The sequence below is a fragment of the Bradyrhizobium diazoefficiens genome, assembly GCF_016616885.1.
Classification (GTDB): Bacteria; Pseudomonadota; Alphaproteobacteria; order Rhizobiales; family Xanthobacteraceae; genus Bradyrhizobium; species Bradyrhizobium diazoefficiens_F.
In genome coordinates, this window is record NZ_CP067102.1 from 5,643,814 (window position 1) to 5,659,783 (window position 15,970).

At 63.9% G+C, this 15,970-nt stretch carries 11 protein-coding genes; 7 read left to right on the forward strand and 4 right to left on the reverse strand.

Going from position 1 to position 15,970, the window contains the following annotated elements; translation table 11 throughout:
- Positions 1–2 precede the first annotated feature (2 nt).
- From fdhF to JJC00_RS26460, 3 genes are read left to right on the forward strand one after another with little or no spacing between them, the layout of a single operon-like run.
- On the forward strand, positions 3–2,888 hold the full coding sequence (fdhF, locus tag JJC00_RS26450) for a formate dehydrogenase subunit alpha (protein WP_200468803.1): 2,886 nt from the start codon (positions 3–5) through the stop codon (positions 2,886–2,888).
- Positions 2,889–2,892: 4 nt separating this feature from the next.
- On the forward strand, positions 2,893–3,723 hold the full coding sequence (fdhD, locus tag JJC00_RS26455; RefSeq protein ID WP_200468804.1) for a formate dehydrogenase accessory sulfurtransferase FdhD: 831 nt from the start codon (positions 2,893–2,895) through the stop codon (positions 3,721–3,723).
- Entirely contained in the window at positions 3,710–3,946 is a 237-nt protein-coding gene (locus tag JJC00_RS26460) for a formate dehydrogenase subunit delta (RefSeq protein WP_200468805.1), read from the forward strand. Before fdhD ends, JJC00_RS26460 begins: the two co-directional genes overlap by 14 nt.
- Here the strand turns inward: JJC00_RS26460 and JJC00_RS26465 are convergent.
- Both JJC00_RS26465 and JJC00_RS26470 read right to left on the reverse strand, forming a co-directional pair.
- Positions 3,912–6,890, reverse strand: a complete 2,979-nt coding sequence (locus JJC00_RS26465) for a bifunctional [glutamine synthetase] adenylyltransferase/[glutamine synthetase]-adenylyl-L-tyrosine phosphorylase (protein ID WP_200468806.1) — start codon at positions 6,888–6,890, stop codon at positions 3,912–3,914. The genes JJC00_RS26460 and JJC00_RS26465 overlap by 35 nt on opposite strands.
- Positions 6,887–8,347 (reverse strand): sensor histidine kinase, encoded by a 1,461-nt coding sequence (locus JJC00_RS26470; RefSeq protein ID WP_200468807.1) that lies wholly within the window; start codon positions 8,345–8,347, stop codon positions 6,887–6,889. The genes JJC00_RS26465 and JJC00_RS26470 overlap by 4 nt, the downstream gene beginning before the upstream one ends.
- Between JJC00_RS26470 and JJC00_RS26475 the strand changes: the two genes are divergently transcribed.
- The 4 genes from JJC00_RS26475 to fcl all read left to right on the forward strand — a co-directional run bounded on the left by JJC00_RS26475 (position 8,301) and on the right by fcl (position 13,656).
- Positions 8,301–8,801 (forward strand): hypothetical protein, encoded by a 501-nt coding sequence (locus tag JJC00_RS26475; protein WP_200468808.1) that lies wholly within the window; start codon positions 8,301–8,303, stop codon positions 8,799–8,801. The two genes, JJC00_RS26470 and JJC00_RS26475, sit on opposite strands and share 47 nt — an antisense overlap.
- A gap of 438 nt (positions 8,802–9,239) precedes the next feature.
- Positions 9,240–11,558 carry an AAA family ATPase gene (locus tag JJC00_RS26480; protein ID WP_200468809.1) on the forward strand — a complete coding sequence of 773 codons (2,319 nt, stop codon included), beginning with the start codon at positions 9,240–9,242 and terminating at the stop codon, positions 11,556–11,558.
- 69 nt (positions 11,559–11,627) lie between these two features.
- Positions 11,628–12,698, forward strand: coding sequence for a GDP-mannose 4,6-dehydratase (gene gmd, locus JJC00_RS26485; RefSeq protein ID WP_200468810.1), 1,071 nt, complete (start codon positions 11,628–11,630; stop codon positions 12,696–12,698).
- Positions 12,679–13,656 carry a GDP-L-fucose synthase gene (gene fcl / locus JJC00_RS26490; protein WP_283816643.1) on the forward strand — a complete coding sequence of 326 codons (978 nt, stop codon included), beginning with the start codon at positions 12,679–12,681 and terminating at the stop codon, positions 13,654–13,656. Before gmd ends, fcl begins: the two co-directional genes overlap by 20 nt.
- A 42-nt stretch (positions 13,657–13,698) precedes the next feature.
- Here the strand turns inward: fcl and JJC00_RS26495 are convergent, their stop codons facing one another.
- Both JJC00_RS26495 and JJC00_RS26500 read right to left on the reverse strand, forming a co-directional pair.
- Positions 13,699–14,061, reverse strand: a complete 363-nt coding sequence (locus JJC00_RS26495) for a helix-turn-helix domain-containing protein (RefSeq protein ID WP_200468811.1) — start codon at positions 14,059–14,061, stop codon at positions 13,699–13,701.
- Positions 14,062–14,326: 265 nt separating this feature from the next.
- Positions 14,327–15,778 (reverse strand): undecaprenyl-phosphate glucose phosphotransferase, encoded by a 1,452-nt coding sequence (locus tag JJC00_RS26500; protein WP_200468812.1) that lies wholly within the window; start codon positions 15,776–15,778, stop codon positions 14,327–14,329.
- Positions 15,779–15,970 lie beyond the last annotated feature (192 nt).

The following is a 15,970-nucleotide window of genomic DNA, read 5'->3' on the forward strand; positions in this document are numbered from 1 at the left end:
CGATGTCTCTGATCGAAGAAATCGACTACGGCACGCCGCGCTCCAAATCGGAAACGATGGTGACGCTCACCATCGACGGCAATGAGGTCACGGTGCCCGAGGGCACCTCGATCATGCGCGCCGCGATGGACGCCGGCCACCAGATCCCAAAGCTCTGCGCGACAGACATGGTCGATGCATTCGGTTCCTGCCGTCTCTGCGTCGTCGAGATCGAGGGCCGCGCCGGAACGCCGGCCTCCTGCACCACGCCCGTCATGAACGGCCTTGTTGTCCACACCCAGAGCGAGCGGCTGAAGAAGCTGCGCAAGGGCGTGATGGAGCTCTACATCTCCGACCATCCGCTCGACTGCCTCACCTGCGGTGCCAATGGCGATTGCGAATTGCAGGATATGGCCGGTGCGGTGGGCCTTCGTGACGTGCGCTACGGTTATGAAGGCGAGAACCACGTCTTCGCCAAGACACCTGGCAAGTCCAACGGCGAGATCAACGCCGCCTGGATGCCGAAAGACGAGTCCAACCCCTACTTCACCTACGATCCCTCCAAGTGCATCGTCTGCTCGCGCTGCGTCCGCGCCTGCGAGGAGGTGCAAGGCACCTTCGCGCTGACCATCTCCGGCCGTGGCTTCGACAGCCGCGTCTCGCCCGGCATGAGCGAGAGTTTTCTCGGCTCCGAATGCGTCTCCTGCGGCGCCTGCGTGCAGGCCTGCCCGACCGCGACGCTCACGGAAAAGTCCGTGACCGAGATCGGCCAGCCCGAGCACTCCGTCGTCACCACCTGCGCCTATTGCGGCGTCGGCTGCACCTTCAAGGCCGAGATGCGCGGCGAGGAAGTCGTCCGCATGGTGCCGTACAAGGACGGCAAGGCCAATCGCGGCCATTCCTGCGTCAAGGGCCGCTTCGCCTGGGGCTATACCAATCACAAGGAACGTATCCTCAATCCGATGATCCGCGAGCGGATCGAGGATCCCTGGCGCGAAGTCTCCTGGGATGAAGCGTTCTCGTTTGCCGCGGCCAGGATGCGCGGCATCCAGAAGAAATACGGCCGTGACGCCATCGGCGGCATCACCTCGTCCCGCTGCACCAACGAAGAGACCTATCTGGTGCAGAAGCTGATCCGCGCCGGCTTCGGCAACAACAATGTCGACACCTGCGCGCGCGTCTGCCACTCCCCGACGGGCTATGGCCTTTCGGTCACCTTCGGCACCTCCGCCGGCACGCAGGATTTCGACTCGGTCGAGAATACCGACGTCGCCATGATCATCGGCGCCAACCCGGCCTCGGCTCACCCCGTCTTCGCCTCCCGCCTGAAGAAGCGGCTGCGCCAGGGCGCCAAGCTGATCGTGATCGATCCGCGCCGCACCGAGATGGTGGAATCGCCGCATGTGAAGGCGCTGCATCTGCCGCTGATGCCCGGCACCAACGTCGCTGTCGTGACGGCGCTGGCGCATGTCATCGTCACCGAAGGTCTCGTCAACGAAGCCTTCGTGCGCGAGCGCTGCGACTGGACCGAGTTCGAGGAATGGGCCGCCTTCGTCGCCCAGCCCAAGCACAGCCCGGAAGCGACCGCCATCCTCACCGGCGTCGATCCGCAGACGTTGCGTGAAGCGGCCCGCATTTACGCCACCGGCGGCAATGGCGCGATCTATTACGGCCTCGGCGTCACCGAGCACAGCCAGGGTTCGACCACGGTGATCGCGATCGCCAATTTGGCGATGGCGACCGGCAATATCGGCCGTCCCGGCGTCGGCGTGAACCCGCTGCGCGGCCAGAACAACGTGCAGGGCTCCTGCGACATGGGCTCCTTCCCGCACGAGCTTCCCGGCTACCGCCACATCGCGGGCGATGCCGTGCGCGAGCAGTTCGAGGCGATGTGGGACGTCAAGCTCAACCCGGAGCCGGGTCTGCGCATTCCCAACATGTTCGATGCCGCCATCGAAGGCACGTTCATGGGGCTCTATGTGCAGGGCGAAGACATCCTGCAATCCGATCCCAACACCAAGCATGTGGTGGCGGCGCTGTCGGCGATGGAATGCGTCATCGTCCACGACCTCTTCCTCAACGAGACCGCGAACTACGCCCACGTTTTCCTCCCCGGCTCGAGCTTCCTCGAGAAGGACGGCACTTTCACCAATGCCGAACGCCGCATCCAGCGCGTTCGCAAGGTGATGTCGCCAAAGAACGGCATGGCCGACTGGGAAGTCACCATCGCGCTCGCCAAGGCGATGGGATTCGAGATGAACTACAGCCATCCCTCGGAGATCATGGACGAGATCGCCGCGCTGACACCGACCTTTGCCGGCGTCTCGTACGCCAAGCTGGAAGAGCTCGGCTCGGTGCAGTGGCCCTGCAACGAGAAGGCGCCAGAGGGCACGCCGGTGATGCATATCGGCGGCTTCGTCCGTGGCAAGGGCAAGTTCGTCGTCACCGAGTATGTCGCGACCGACGAGCGCACCGGTCCCCGCTTCCCGCTGCTGCTCACGACGGGCCGCATCCTGAGCCAGTACAATGTCGGCGCGCAGACAAGGCGCACCGAGAACGTGGTCTGGCACGCCGAAGACCGGCTGGAGATCCATCCGCACGACGCCGAGCAGCGCGGCGTGCGCGACGGCGACTGGGTGCGGCTGCAGAGCCGCGCCGGCGAGACTACGCTGCGCGCGGAGCTCACCGACCGTGTCGCGCCCGGCGTCGTCTATACCACGTTCCACCACCCGGACACGCAGGCCAACGTCATCACGACCGACTATTCGGACTGGGCGACCAACTGCCCCGAATACAAGGTCACGGCGGTGCAGATCTCGCCGTCGAACGGCCCGTCCGACTGGCAGAAGAGCTACGACGAGCAGGCGCGACACTCCCGCCGCATCGCGCCGGCCGAGGCTGCGGAGTAGCCGCATGCACGTGCCAGTCCAGGCCATCGACCGCGAAATCTGGCGCGATGGCATCGCGTCCGAAGGCACCCGGCTGATCCCCGAGGAGACGCCGCTGGCGCTGACCTACAATGGCGGCACCTATGCCGTCATGATGGGGACGCCGCAGAACCTCGAGGATTTTGCCGTCGGCTTCAGCCTGGACGAAGGCATCATCAAATCGGTCGACGACATCAAGTCGCTCGAGGTGGTCCGCCTCGACGACGGCATCGAGCTGCGGATGTGGCTGGAGTCGGAAGACGCCGCACGCATCAGCGAGCGCCGCCGCCACATCGCGGGTCCCACTGGCTGCGGCATCTGCGGCATCGATTCAATCGCCGAAGCCGTGCGGCCCGCGGCTGTGGTGCCGCAAGGGCAGACCTTCACGCCGCAGCAGATCATGACGGCGATGCAGGCGATCGCCCCCCTGCAATCGATCAACATGCAGACCCGCGCGGTGCATGCCGCGGCCTTCTGGTCGCGATCGAATGGCATCGTGGCCCTGCGCGAGGACGTGGGCCGGCACAACGCGCTCGACAAGCTCGCCGGTTCGTTGGCGCGCAGCCGCACGGACGCAAGCGCCGGCATGGTGCTGCTGACAAGCCGGGTCTCGGTCGAGATGGTGCAGAAGACCGCCGCAATCGGCGTGCCTGTGCTGGTTGCGGTCTCCGCGCCCACCGCGCTCGCGGTGCGTACAGCGGAGGCCGCTGGCATCACGCTGATTGCAATTGCCCGCAGCGACGGGTTTGAAACGTTCACGCACCATGGCCGCGTCACGGCCCATCGTGCTTCGGAGATTGTCAATGTCGTCGCCTGATCGCCTCGTTTACATGGCCAACCAGATCGGCAAGTTTTTCGAGAGCCAGGGCCACGAAAAGGCCGTGCCGGGAATTGCCGACCACATCAAGAAGTTCTGGGACCCGCGCATGAAGCGCGCGATCTTCGCCCATCTCGATGCCGGCGGCGCCGGCCTTGCGCCGAACGTTCACGAAGCCCTCGCCTCGCTCAAGCAGACGACTTCCCTTCCAGAAGCGCACTGAACACGCGCCGCACCTCGCCCTGCGTCTCCTTCACGCGCGCCTCCAGCGACGAGAAATCCGGCGCGTCGCCGGCGCGCGCCATTACGCGTTGAAGATCAGTGCCCGCCGTCTCCGGCTTGAAGCGGTCGCTGACGCAGAGCCGCAGGATCTGCGTCAGATCGTGATAGAGCCGCGCCGCGGCGCGCAGGATCTCCGCCTCCGAGTGCGGCAGCACGCCGAGTCTTGCGGCATTCTCCAGCACCTGTACCGTGCTGACATCGAGAATATCCGGCTTGTCATGGGCATGCACGAGCTGGAGATATTGCGCGATGAAGTCGATATCGACCATGCCGCCGGAGGCGTATTTCAGGTCCCAATAGTCGGTCTCGCCCTTCTCCTGCGCGATCGCGCGGCGCATGTCGGCGACGTCGTTGGCGGTGATCGAGGGGTCGCGGCGGCGGGTCAGGACCCCGCGGATGATCTGCTCGATCCGCGCAGTGAATTCGGGCGATGCCGACACCACGCGCGCGCGCGTCAACGCCATGTGCTCCCAGGTCCAGGCCTCGTTGGCCTGATAGTCCGCGAAGGAGACCAAGCTCGATGCCACCGGACCGGCCCGTCCCGAAGGACGCAGCCGCATGTCGATCTCGTAGAGCACGCCGTAATTGGTGCGAGTCGTGAAGGCGCTGATCAGGCGCTGGGTGAAGCGGGCAAAGTAATGCGCGCCCTGAAGTGATTTCTGGCCGTCGGAGTCCGGATTGTCACTGTCGAAATCATAGAGCAGGATCAGATCGAGATCCGAGGACGCCGTCATCTCGCGGCTGCCGAGCCGGCCCATCGCGATGATGGCGGTCTCCTGCCCCTTGATCCGTCCGTGCTGGTCGGCGAAGCGATCGGCGACGAGGCCGTGAACGGTGTGGACGATGCCTTCGGCGACATCGGCAAAGGCCGTGCTCGCCTGCTGCGCCGAGACGGTGCCGGAGAGGATGCGGGTGCCGATCAGGAACAGGCTCTCCTGACCGAACAGGCGCAGGCGGTCCAGAAACTCCTCGTAGGAGTCCGCATCCTGCACCGTGGTCGCAAGCCGCGCCGACAATTCCTGCTTGTCCGGCATTGCGCCGAAGAAGCGCGGATCGATCAGGCCGTCCATCAGCTGCGGCTGCCGAGCCAGCATCTCGCCCAGCCTGGGCGCCGCGCCAAGCACGAGCGCAACGAGCGCAACGAGATCGCGGTTCTGGCCGAGCAGCGTGATCAGCCGGCCGCCACGCTGGAGCGCCTGGAGGAATTGGTCGAACGCGACGACGGCACGGTCCGGCCCCTCGGCATGCGCCAGGCCGTCGATGAGGGCCGGCACGAATTCGACGAAGGCGTTTCGCGTCTGCTCGTTGCGGAAGACGCGGTAGTCTCCGGTGAGCCAGTCGCAGATGATCTGCGCCACGGCAGCGGGCTTCTTGAATCCGAGCGTCGTCAGGTGCTGAAGCAGGCGCCGATCGTCGGGACCGGCGCGATAGTCAATCGCAGGCAGGCTTGCCGTGCCGGTCCGGTCGTCGCCTTCGAACAGTTTTTCGTAGTGTCCCTGGACGATCTCGAGCTGGCGCAGCAGGTCGTGCGCGAAGGTCTCGCGGCTGTCATAGCCAAAGAACCAGGCGAAGCGTTCGACCGCCTCCTTGTCCTCCGGCAGCGCATGGGTCTGCTCGTCGGCGATCATCTGGAGACGGTGCTCGACCCGGCGCAGGAATTCATACGCCGTGGTCAGCTCGTCGCGCGCAGCGGAGGTGATCCAGTTGCTGGAAGCAAGGATGTTGAGCGCGGCGAGCGTCGGCCGCGCCCGCAATTCCGGATGCCGGCCGCCCGCGATCAGTTGCTGCGTCTGGGCGAAGAATTCGATCTCGCGGATACCGCCACGGCCCACCTTGACGTTGTGGCCCTCGACCGAGATCTCGCTCTGGCCGCGATAGGTCTGCATTTGCCGCTTCATGTCGTGCACGTCGGCAAGTGCCGCGAAGTCGAGATGCTTCCGCCAGACGAAGGGCGCGATTTCGACAAGCAGCGCCTCGCCTGCTCTGGCGTCGCCGGCGCAGGCACGCGCCTTGATCATCGCGGCGCGCTCCCATGTGCGTCCCTCCCGCTCGTAATAGTTCAGCGCGGCATCTCGCGAAATCGCGACCTGCGTCGAGGACGGGTCAGGACGCAGCCGCAGATCGACACGGAAGACATAGCCGTCATGGGTGCGCTGCTGGAGGACGCGCGCCATGCCCTGCGTCACCCGGACGAAGAACGGTTGCGGCTCGATATCAGTCGCAAGTGTCGTGGCATCGGGGTCGAAGAACACGATGAGATCGATGTCGCTGGAATAGTTCAGCTCGCCCGCGCCCATCTTGCCCATCGCAAGCACGATCAGGCCGCAGCCGACCTCCGGCGCCTCGGGATCGGGCGGCACGAGCTTGCCGCGTGCGGCTTCCTGTCGCAGCAGGTACTGCAGCGCCGCCTGCACCGAGGATACTGCGAGATCGGTCAGCGCGGCGGTCACCCGCATCACCGGCCAGACTCCGCCGATGTCGCAGAGCGCGATCAAGAGCGCCGCCTCCGCCTTCATGCGGCGAAGCAGCCGCATCACCTCGGCCTCGTCGCCTGCCGCGAGCACCGCGTCCCTCGCTTCTGCGATCAGCGCGGCGAGATGAGCATCCGGCTCGCATTCGAGCAGCCGGATCAGGCGCAGCGGATCGGCGCGCACCAGATCGAACAAATAAGGCGAGAATTCCGCAATCCCGGCGAGAATAATCCGGGCAAAAGGATGGACGAGCAAGGCTTGCAGACGAGCCGACTGTGCAGGGTCAAGCTCGGCTAGCCAGCTTTCAAAACGTCGTTCGTCGGTTGTGGAAGCGGCAATATGGGGAGCCTCCGCAAAGCGCGCGGCCAGGCTCTCACCATGCTTGTCCGCGTTTCCCGGCGCGGAGTGGTTCATGCCACCTTCTGTGGCACATCCGGTATTGGAGGAGCAACCCTGTCGCCGGCTCCCGCGCGCGCCGGCAGCAGCAGCGTGGCGACGAGACCGGGCTGGGCATCGCCCAGCCGCAATTCGCCGCCATGCAACGTGGCGACGGCGGACGCGAGGCTGAGGCCGAGACCGGAGCCCGGCATGGTGCGGCTCGCCTCCAGCCTGACGAATCGTTCCACGGCGTGCTTGCGATCGGCTTCGGGGATTCCGGGGCCGCGGTCGGTGACGCTGAGCTGCACCTGGTTGCCCTCGCGCTTCGCCTCGATCGTGATCTGACGGGCGTCCATGCTGACCACGGTTCCGGCCGACTGCGCGGCCGGCTTGCCGTATTTGATCGCGTTCTCGACGAGATTGGCGAGCGCCTGGCTGATCAATTCGCGATTGCCGTGAATGGGCGCGGCTTGCGTCTTCACCTTCAAGGACATGCCGTCGTCCTCCGCCAGCGGCTCATAGAGCTCGTGAATGCCGTTGGCGACATCGGCCGCGTCGAAATCGTCCATATTGCCGCGCGCCTGGCCGGACTCCGCGCGCGCGATCATCAGCAGCGCGTTGAAGGTGCGGATCAGCCCGTCGGATTCCTCGATGGTCCGTTCCAGCGCGGCACGATAATCGGCCTCGCAACCCGACTTCGCCAGCGCCTCCTCGGCGCGGTTGCGCAAACGCGTCAGCGGCGTCTTGAGATCGTGGGCGATATTGTCCGAGACTTCCTTGAGCCCCACCATCAGCGCCTCGATCCGCTCCAGCATGGCGTTGAGGTTTTCGGCGAGGCGGTCGAGCTCGTCGCCGCTGCGGCCCACCGGCAGGCGCCCGCTGAGGTCGCCGGTCATGATGCGCTGGGCCGTGCCGGTCATGGCATCGATGCGCGTCAGCACCCTGCGCGCGACGAAGACGCCGCCACCGAGGCCGAGCACCACCACGATCAGGATCGACCATTGCGCGGCCTTGGCGACGATGCTGAACAAGCGCCGCCGCTCGGCGAGGTCGCGGCCGATCAGGAGGCGGAAACCGTTCTCAAGTTCGGTGACGCGCACCAGCGCGCGATGGTCGCGGTCATCCGCGTCCTCGATGCGCCGGTAGGCGGTCTCCGACCAGCCGCGCGTCGCCATCACGCCCGGCGCCAGCGAGCCGACATTGCCGGCGACCGCCTGCCCGGTCGGCGTGGTCACGAGGTAGAGATTGGCGCCCGGCCGCAGCGCCCGATACTCGATCGAACGCACGAGGCCGAACAGGCCGCGGCGACCGTAGATCTCGTTGATCTCCGAGGTCTCGGCATTCACCGTCTGCGTGATCTCTTCGGTGATCAAGCGCCGCGTGTTCCAGGCGAAATAGCCGAGCAGCGAGGCCGCGAAGATCGCAAACAGGAACAGGTAGACCAGCGTGAGCCGGAATGCCGTGGTGCGGACGAGTTTACCGAATGCCGTCACTGATCATGTATCCAATCAGAGCGTTACGCGTGCTATCGTTGGCCATCGCCACTTCTCATATTTTCCTTATATTTCAAATACTTATCGCCTCTTCTGCCGTCTGATTCCCGGCCGCCCTGGCGAAAAAGCAGCAAGTTGGGGCTATTCTCTTCCCAAACATCTGGTCAGCGGAACGGGAACGTTAAAGTGGCACTCAATTCGAACCAAGTTAAATCCCTGCAAGCTGGCGTTCATGCGGACGGCAGGGGTATCCGATCATGGCCGGGAGCGGCGATCGGGTGCGGCCTTCCGCTTCACTGACCTTGACGGCGTCCGGGCGCAAATGGCGCTCGCCGGGGCCGGCGAACGCGACAGCACAGCCGCGAGCGCACCCAACCAGGCCCGCGACTACAAGGTCACCCTGAAGTGCGATGGTGTCGTTCCGTGCGTCGAGAAGTGGCCCGGCAAGACGTGAGGCTTGGATTGCAAGCCACTGAATCTTGCGAGATCACGGAATGGCACCCGACGCCGCCGACGCGTCATTTCCTCGACACGCCGACGCGAAGGCGCGTGACATCCGGCGTTGCCCGCTGCGATAACACATAACACATCGAACGACGCACCTACATCAGTTCATATCAAACTGTTGCAAATGTGTATTATTTGTTCGCTAGAGAAAGCCATCAACGTTACCGAGGGCTGGCGTCACGACTCGGCGGGCCGGGGCTCGGTCATGGCAAGACCATGAGCCGAGATACTCCTAGCTGGTAGAGTTATGCGACGATCAATGCCTCTCCCGCTGCCCTTGGGACCAGACAGGGTGAGATGCCCCGGTCAGGTGGAATTTCCCTGCGGTCGTGGTCGCACCTTTTTGCTCCGAGCAACCGCCCGCCCGCCGAGGATGTGATCGACGATGGACATGCCGTTGCACAGAACCCGCGTCAACTATAGCGGTGGGCGGGAAGAAGCTTCGTCCTCGATGTCGGCCTTGATCGACCAACTGTCTGGACTGGCCCGGCGGCAATATCGGGTCATTCTCGTCGTGCCTGCCGTGGCAATAGCCATCGGCCTGCTCTATCTACTGGTCACTCCCTCGCAATACACCGCGACCGCTACGCTTTTGATCGACAGCAGCACGCTGCGGGTCCTGCAGAACCAATTGCAGCCGCAGGGGGATATTCCGCTCGACACGCTTCAGGTGGGCTCCCAGGTCGAAATTCTCGCGTCGCGCAAGCTGGGACTCGACGTTGTAAGGAGCCTCAAGCTCGCCGACGATCCGGAATTCGCCGGCGGCTGGAGCCTGTTCTCGCGTCCGAACGTCACCTCCTCCGACACGGTGGAAGAACGTGAGCAGAGGGCGCTCGATGAGTTTCTGGCCCACCGCTTCATCACACGCGGCGATAAGACTTATGCGCTGAACATCTCATACACGTCGCGTAGCCCCGAGACCGCGGCCAAGGTCGCCAACGCGATCGCGGAAGCCTATATCGACGACCAGCTCGGCGCAAAATACCAGACAGTCACCCGCGCAGGCGCCTGGCTGCAGGACCGGATCAACGAGCTGAAGTCGAAGGCGGCGACAGCCGATCGCGCCGTCCTGGAGTTCAAGGAAAAGAACAACATTGTCGACCTCGGCGGACCGAACGTATCGGCCGGCAGCGCGAGCCGGCTCATCGGCGAACAACAGCTGTTCGAACTGAACAGCCAGCTCGCCGCCGCGCGCGGCGCCACCAGCGAGGCCAAGGCCCGGCTCGACCGGATCGAGCAAGTCCGGAAAATGGACGTCAGCGAGGGCGCCGTCGCAGATATCCTGAAAAACGAGGTCATTACGCGGCTTCGCAATCAGTATGTCGACCTGTCTGCGCGCGAGGCCAACATCTCGACGAGATATGGTGCGGACCATACGGCCGCGATCAACCTGCGCGACCAGATGGAGGAAACGCGCCGAAACATCCGCGGGGAGCTCGGACGGATCGCTGGCAGCTACAAGAGCGATTACGAGATCGCCAAGACGCGCGAAGAGAGTTTGGAGCGGTCGCTGGCCAGCCTGGTATCCGAGGGCCAACTCACCAACCGCGATCGGCTTGGATTGGCCGAGCTCGAAAGCTCCGCCAAGGTATATCACACGCTCTACGACACCTTCCTGCAGCGTTATATGGAGGCGATACAGCAGCAGTCGTTTCCAATCACCGATGCACGCGTGATCAGTCCGGCCGCCGCGCCGAAGAAGAAGAGCAAGCCGGTGGCGTCATTCGTCCTTGCCATCGCGCTCACGATGGGGCTGATGGCGAGTTTTGGAATTGCAGCTTGGCGCGAGGCGATCGACGGTGTCTTCCGCACGGGATCTCAGGCCGAACAGGAATTGGGCGTCCGTTGTCTTTCGGTGATTCCGCTCGCGGCCGGACAGGCACCTCGTGCACCATCGCCTCCGCGATCGATCGCGACCGGATTCGATGCAGAGGCCGGTCGACTGGGTCCGCCGCTGCAAACCGTGGAGAACGTGGCGGCGGATACACCCCATTACGCATTCATCGATCCGTTGAAGCGACGCGCAGTCGACGATCCGATCTCGGTCTTCACCGAAGCGTTTCGCGCAATCAAGATGAGAGCGTGGCTGGAATCCACCATCCGCGAGAACAGGCTGATCGGCATCACCTCGACCGTCGCGGGCGAAGGCAAGTCCACTGTTGCCTCGAACCTTGCGTCGCTGTTGGCCGATGCCGGTCGACGGGTGATCCTGATCGACGCGGACCTGCGCAATCCTACGCTTGCCCGCTCGCTCACGCCACGGCCGTCAGTTGGATGGCTGGAGGTGCTGAGCGGCAAGATCGATCTCGCACGGGCCACGGGCCGAGACGCCGCCACGGGACTGGCGCTGCTCCCTCTGCTGCTGACCGAAGCTCCGGTCCATTCCGACGAGGTGCTGGCCTCGCAGGGATTTCGAACCCTCCTTGATCGACTGCGCGAAAGCTATGATTATGTTATCATCGACCTTCCGCCGATCGCACCTGTCGTCGACGTGCGTGCGATCGTCCCGGTGATCGACTCCTTCGTGTTCGTGGTAGAATGGGGAAGCACCAGGATCAAGGCGGTGCGGCGCCATCTGCTGGCCGAGCCGGACCTTCACGATCGCCTGCTTGGCGTGGTGCTAAACAAGGCCGATCTGAGGGCTCTCGAAAAATTTGAGCAGCCGGGTGTTTATCAAAATGGATACTACAGAAGTGGCAGCTAGAAGTGCCGTCGAATTGATGCTGAGAGGGCGCCGCGCCGGATCCACGCTTCGGCGGAGGCGAGCCCTCGGATGAGCCAGCGGATCGCTCTCATCACCGGTGTGACCGGCCAGGACGGCGCCTATCTCGCCGAACATCTGCTGTCGCTCGGCTATGTCGTGCACGGCATCAAGCGGCGCTCGTCCTCGTTCAATACCGCGCGCGTCGACCATCTCTACCAGGACCCGCATGTCGGCGACGTGCCGTTCCTGATGCATTACGGCGACATGACGGATTCGACCAATCTGATCCGCCTGGTGCAGCAGATCCGGCCGACCGAGATCTACAATCTCGCCGCGCAGAGCCACGTCGCCGTCAGTTTCGAGAGTCCGGAATACACCGCCAATGCCGATGGTATCGGCGTGCTGCGGCTGCTGGAAGCGATCCGCATCCTCGGCATGGAGAAGGAGACGCGGTTCTACCAGGCCTCGACCTCCGAGCTCTACGGCCTCGTGCAGGAGATCCCGCAGAAGGAGACCACACCATTCTATCCGCGCTCGCCTTACGGCGTCGCAAAGCTCTACGGTTACTGGATTACGGTGAACTACCGCGAAGCCTACGGCATGTTTGCCTCGAACGGCATCCTGTTCAATCATGAGAGCCCGATCCGCGGCGAGACCTTCGTCACCCGCAAGATCACGCGCGGCGTGGCGCGCATCGAAGTCGGGCTCGAGGAGACGCTCTATCTCGGCAATCTCGAGGCCAAGCGCGACTGGGGCCACGCCAGGGATTACATCGAGGGCATGCACATGATCCTGCAGGCCGACAAGCCCGACGATTTCGTGCTCGCCACCGGCGAGACGCATTCGGTGCGCGAGATGGTCGAGCTGTCCTTTGCGCAGGTCGGCCGTCGCCTCGCATGGCGCGGCAAGGGCGTCGAGGAGACCGGCGTCGATGCCAAGAGCGGCAAGACGGTGGTGAAGATCGATCCGACCTATTTCCGCCCGACCGAGGTCGATCTCCTCATCGGCGACGCCAGCAAGGCGCGCGAGGTGCTCGGCTGGAAGCCGAAGCGGACCTTTGCGCAGCTCGTCGAGGAGATGATGGCGAGCGATCTGGCCGAGGCCAAACGGGACATCGCAAATGGCAAGCGCACCGTTTGAGCTGAAGGGCAAGAGCGTCTACGTCGCCGGCCATCGCGGCATGGTCGGTACGGCACTGCTGCGCCGGCTGGCGCGCGAGGACGTGAAGCTTGTCACGGTGGACCGGCGCGAGGTCGATCTCTGCAACCAGGCCGCCGTGTTCGACTGGTTCGCGAAGGTGCGGCCACAGGTGATCTTCCTCGCTGCGGCAAAAGTCGGCGGCATCGTCGCCAACAACACGCTACGCGCCGAGTTCATCTACGACAACATCGCGATCGCGGCGAACGTGATCCACGCCGCGCATGTGAACCGCGCCGAGAAGCTGATGTTCCTCGGCTCGTCCTGCATCTATCCGAAGCTCGCACCGCAGCCCTTGCGCGAGGACACCGTTCTGACCGGCCCGCTGGAGCCGACCAACGAGCCTTACGCCATTGCCAAGATCGCGGGCATCAAGATGGCGGAGGCCTATCGCAGCCAGTATGGCTCTGACTTCATCAGCGTGATGCCGACCAACCTCTACGGCCCCGGCGACAATTATCATCCGGAATTGAGCCACGTCGTTGCCGCGCTGATCCGGCGCTTTCACGAGGCAAAGGTCTCGGGCGCGAAGAGCGTCGTGGTCTGGGGCACCGGCACGCCGCGGCGCGAGTTCCTCTATGTCGACGACATGGCGGATGCCTGCGTGCACCTGATGAAGACTTATTCGAGCGCGGAGCTGATCAACATTGGCACCGGCGAGGACATTGCCATCGCCGAGTTCGCCCGTGTCGTCGCCGAGATCGTCGGCTATCGCGGCGAGATCAGTTTCGACACCTCGCGCCCCGACGGCACCCCGCGCAAACTGCTCGATATCGGCCGCCTCGAACAGCTCGGCTGGCGCGCGACGACATCGCTCGATGACGGCTTGAAACGCACTTACGAGGCGTTCCTATCGAGCCATCCAGCCGCGGTACGCCAGCTGTCGGAGGTCTTGCGCTAGGCGAGTAGGGATTATAGGGCGGCCCGAAGGCTGGTTCTGGCACTAGCCGCTGTCGGGGCGCCGCAAGCGCGTTCCCTGGCGCGCCCGAAGTTCCTCTTCGTATTTCAGCTTTTCCAGCAGCATGTCGGTCACAAGCCGTCGCAATTGCGCGTTCTCGAGCTCTAGCCGCTTGATTGTGTCCACACTGCTGGCGTCCGACGAATCGAGCGGCCGGCCATCGGCTTCGCCGCGCCGACCACCAACCGGCTCGGACGAATCGGGCATCTTCTTCCAGCGGTGGTAGGTCATGATGCTGACGCCAAGCGCCTTCGATATTTCCCGCTGGGTCTTGCCCTTGGCCGCAAGTTCGTTGGCTTGCGCCAGCTTGGCCGAAATCTCCTCCGAGGCATGCCTCTTGCCAACCATAGTGGTCCTCTCCGGCCAGAATCTTGCCAGTCCGGACGTAGTAAGCGCGAATCGTGAACGTTTTCAATAGGCCGGCGAGAAATCCTGGACCGGCTATCGACCGGCCGACCCGTCAGCGCACGCGTCCGCCGATGCGACAGGACATCATAAAGGGCGGTCCCATGCTCCAACCGGTCGCGCCGCCGAACAGATCATTCCCAAATGTACCAATGTTAACTTTTGCGACGACGCTGCCTTGAGACCGATTGCGGCCGGGAAGCTCTGGTCAATATGCGTTGCGCGGCCGGATCAATTCGAATGCCGTCCTCAGCATGATATGGATATCCAATATCAGGCTCCAATTATCAATATACCATAAGTCGAGTGCAACTCTCCGTTCCATGAGCTCGAGCCGCGGCGTGCCCCCGCGATAGCCTTGAACCTGCGCCCAGCCGGTAATTCCCGGCTTGACGTGATGGCGGAACGCGTAGTTCGCGATCATGCTGCCGTACTCGTAGTCGTGCACCAGCGCGTGCGGGCGCGGCCCGACGATCGACATATGCCCCTGTATCACGTTGAACAGTTGCGGCAGTTCGTCGATGCTGGTCTGGCGGATCAGGCGTCCCACCCGGGTCACGCGCGGATCCTGCTTCGTCGCCTGCACAACCGTGCCGCCGTCCTCCTGGACGCTCATGCTGCGCAGCTTGTAGATCACGAACGGCTTGCCGTTGAAGCCATGGCGGCGCTGCCGGAAGATCACCGGTCCCTTCGACTCCAGCTTGATCGCGACTGCGACCAAGATCAGTGGGGGGGACAGCACGACCAGCGACGTCGCCGCCACGATGATGTCGAGCAGCCGCTTGGTCAGGCGATCGAGTACCGACAGCGGCGCGGACTGCACCTCCACCATGTAGAGCCGTTGAGGCATCGAGGTTTGGTGGCGCAGCACGGTCGACACCGCACGATCGGGCAATAGGCGCACCGGAAGCGGAATGACGCGCAACCGGTCGAGCAAGGCCTCGATGTCCCGGGGGCCGGACCAGGACAGCGCCAGCACGATCTCCTCGGCAGACGCCTCCCGTATGCGCTTCATCAGCTCGTCTTCGTGCCTCCCCGAAGCAGAGAGTTTTGGCGCCTCTTCCCTCGGCAAAATGATGCGCTCGACCTCGTGCAGGCCAAATCTGGCAAGCAGATCGCTCCTTCCGAACTGCGCCAGCTCGCCTTGCGTTCCGATCACCACCACACGCCGCCCGCGGATCGTGCCGGCGACAAGCGCCGAGCGAAGACGTCGTTTCCCCAACCAGCGCGCGACGAGAAGGCCGGCGCCTCCGATCGCGAAGAGGCAGACGACCGAGCCACGCGATGCGTCACCGCCGGATTTGAACAGAAACAGCATGACCGCGAGGACGAGAGCAGCGAGGCACCAGCCGGCCAAGACCCGCCCGCCGTTGAGTTCGTCGTCCAGCAGCTGGTTCAACCGGTAGAGACCGAGGAAATGCGCGACCAGGACATAGGCGAAACTCGCCACCAAACCGAGCCCGGCATAGAAGGAGCCGTCGGCGGCGCCTCCAAGCGCACGCTGATAGGCAATGCCGCCGATGGCGCCCGCTGCGACGATGATCGAGAAGTCGACGGCCGCGAACAAGGGCTCGATGAAGCCGAACGGGATCGCCAGACGGACCCGCGATCGGCCTTCGACCGCCGATATCGGCTCACCCGCATTGGTCAGATCGGTCACAAATCGCCCCCGGGATCGGTCCGCGATCCGGATACCACGAGCATTGTACCATAATTATGATACTTTTACTATTGATTAACCAATGCATCATCCGTGGATGACGGCGCCTTCGCCCCATCATCCGATTGACATGAATCTGCTATCCGCCGAGCGCTCAAGCGCGACGCAATCAGGCCGAATCGTCATCGCGCT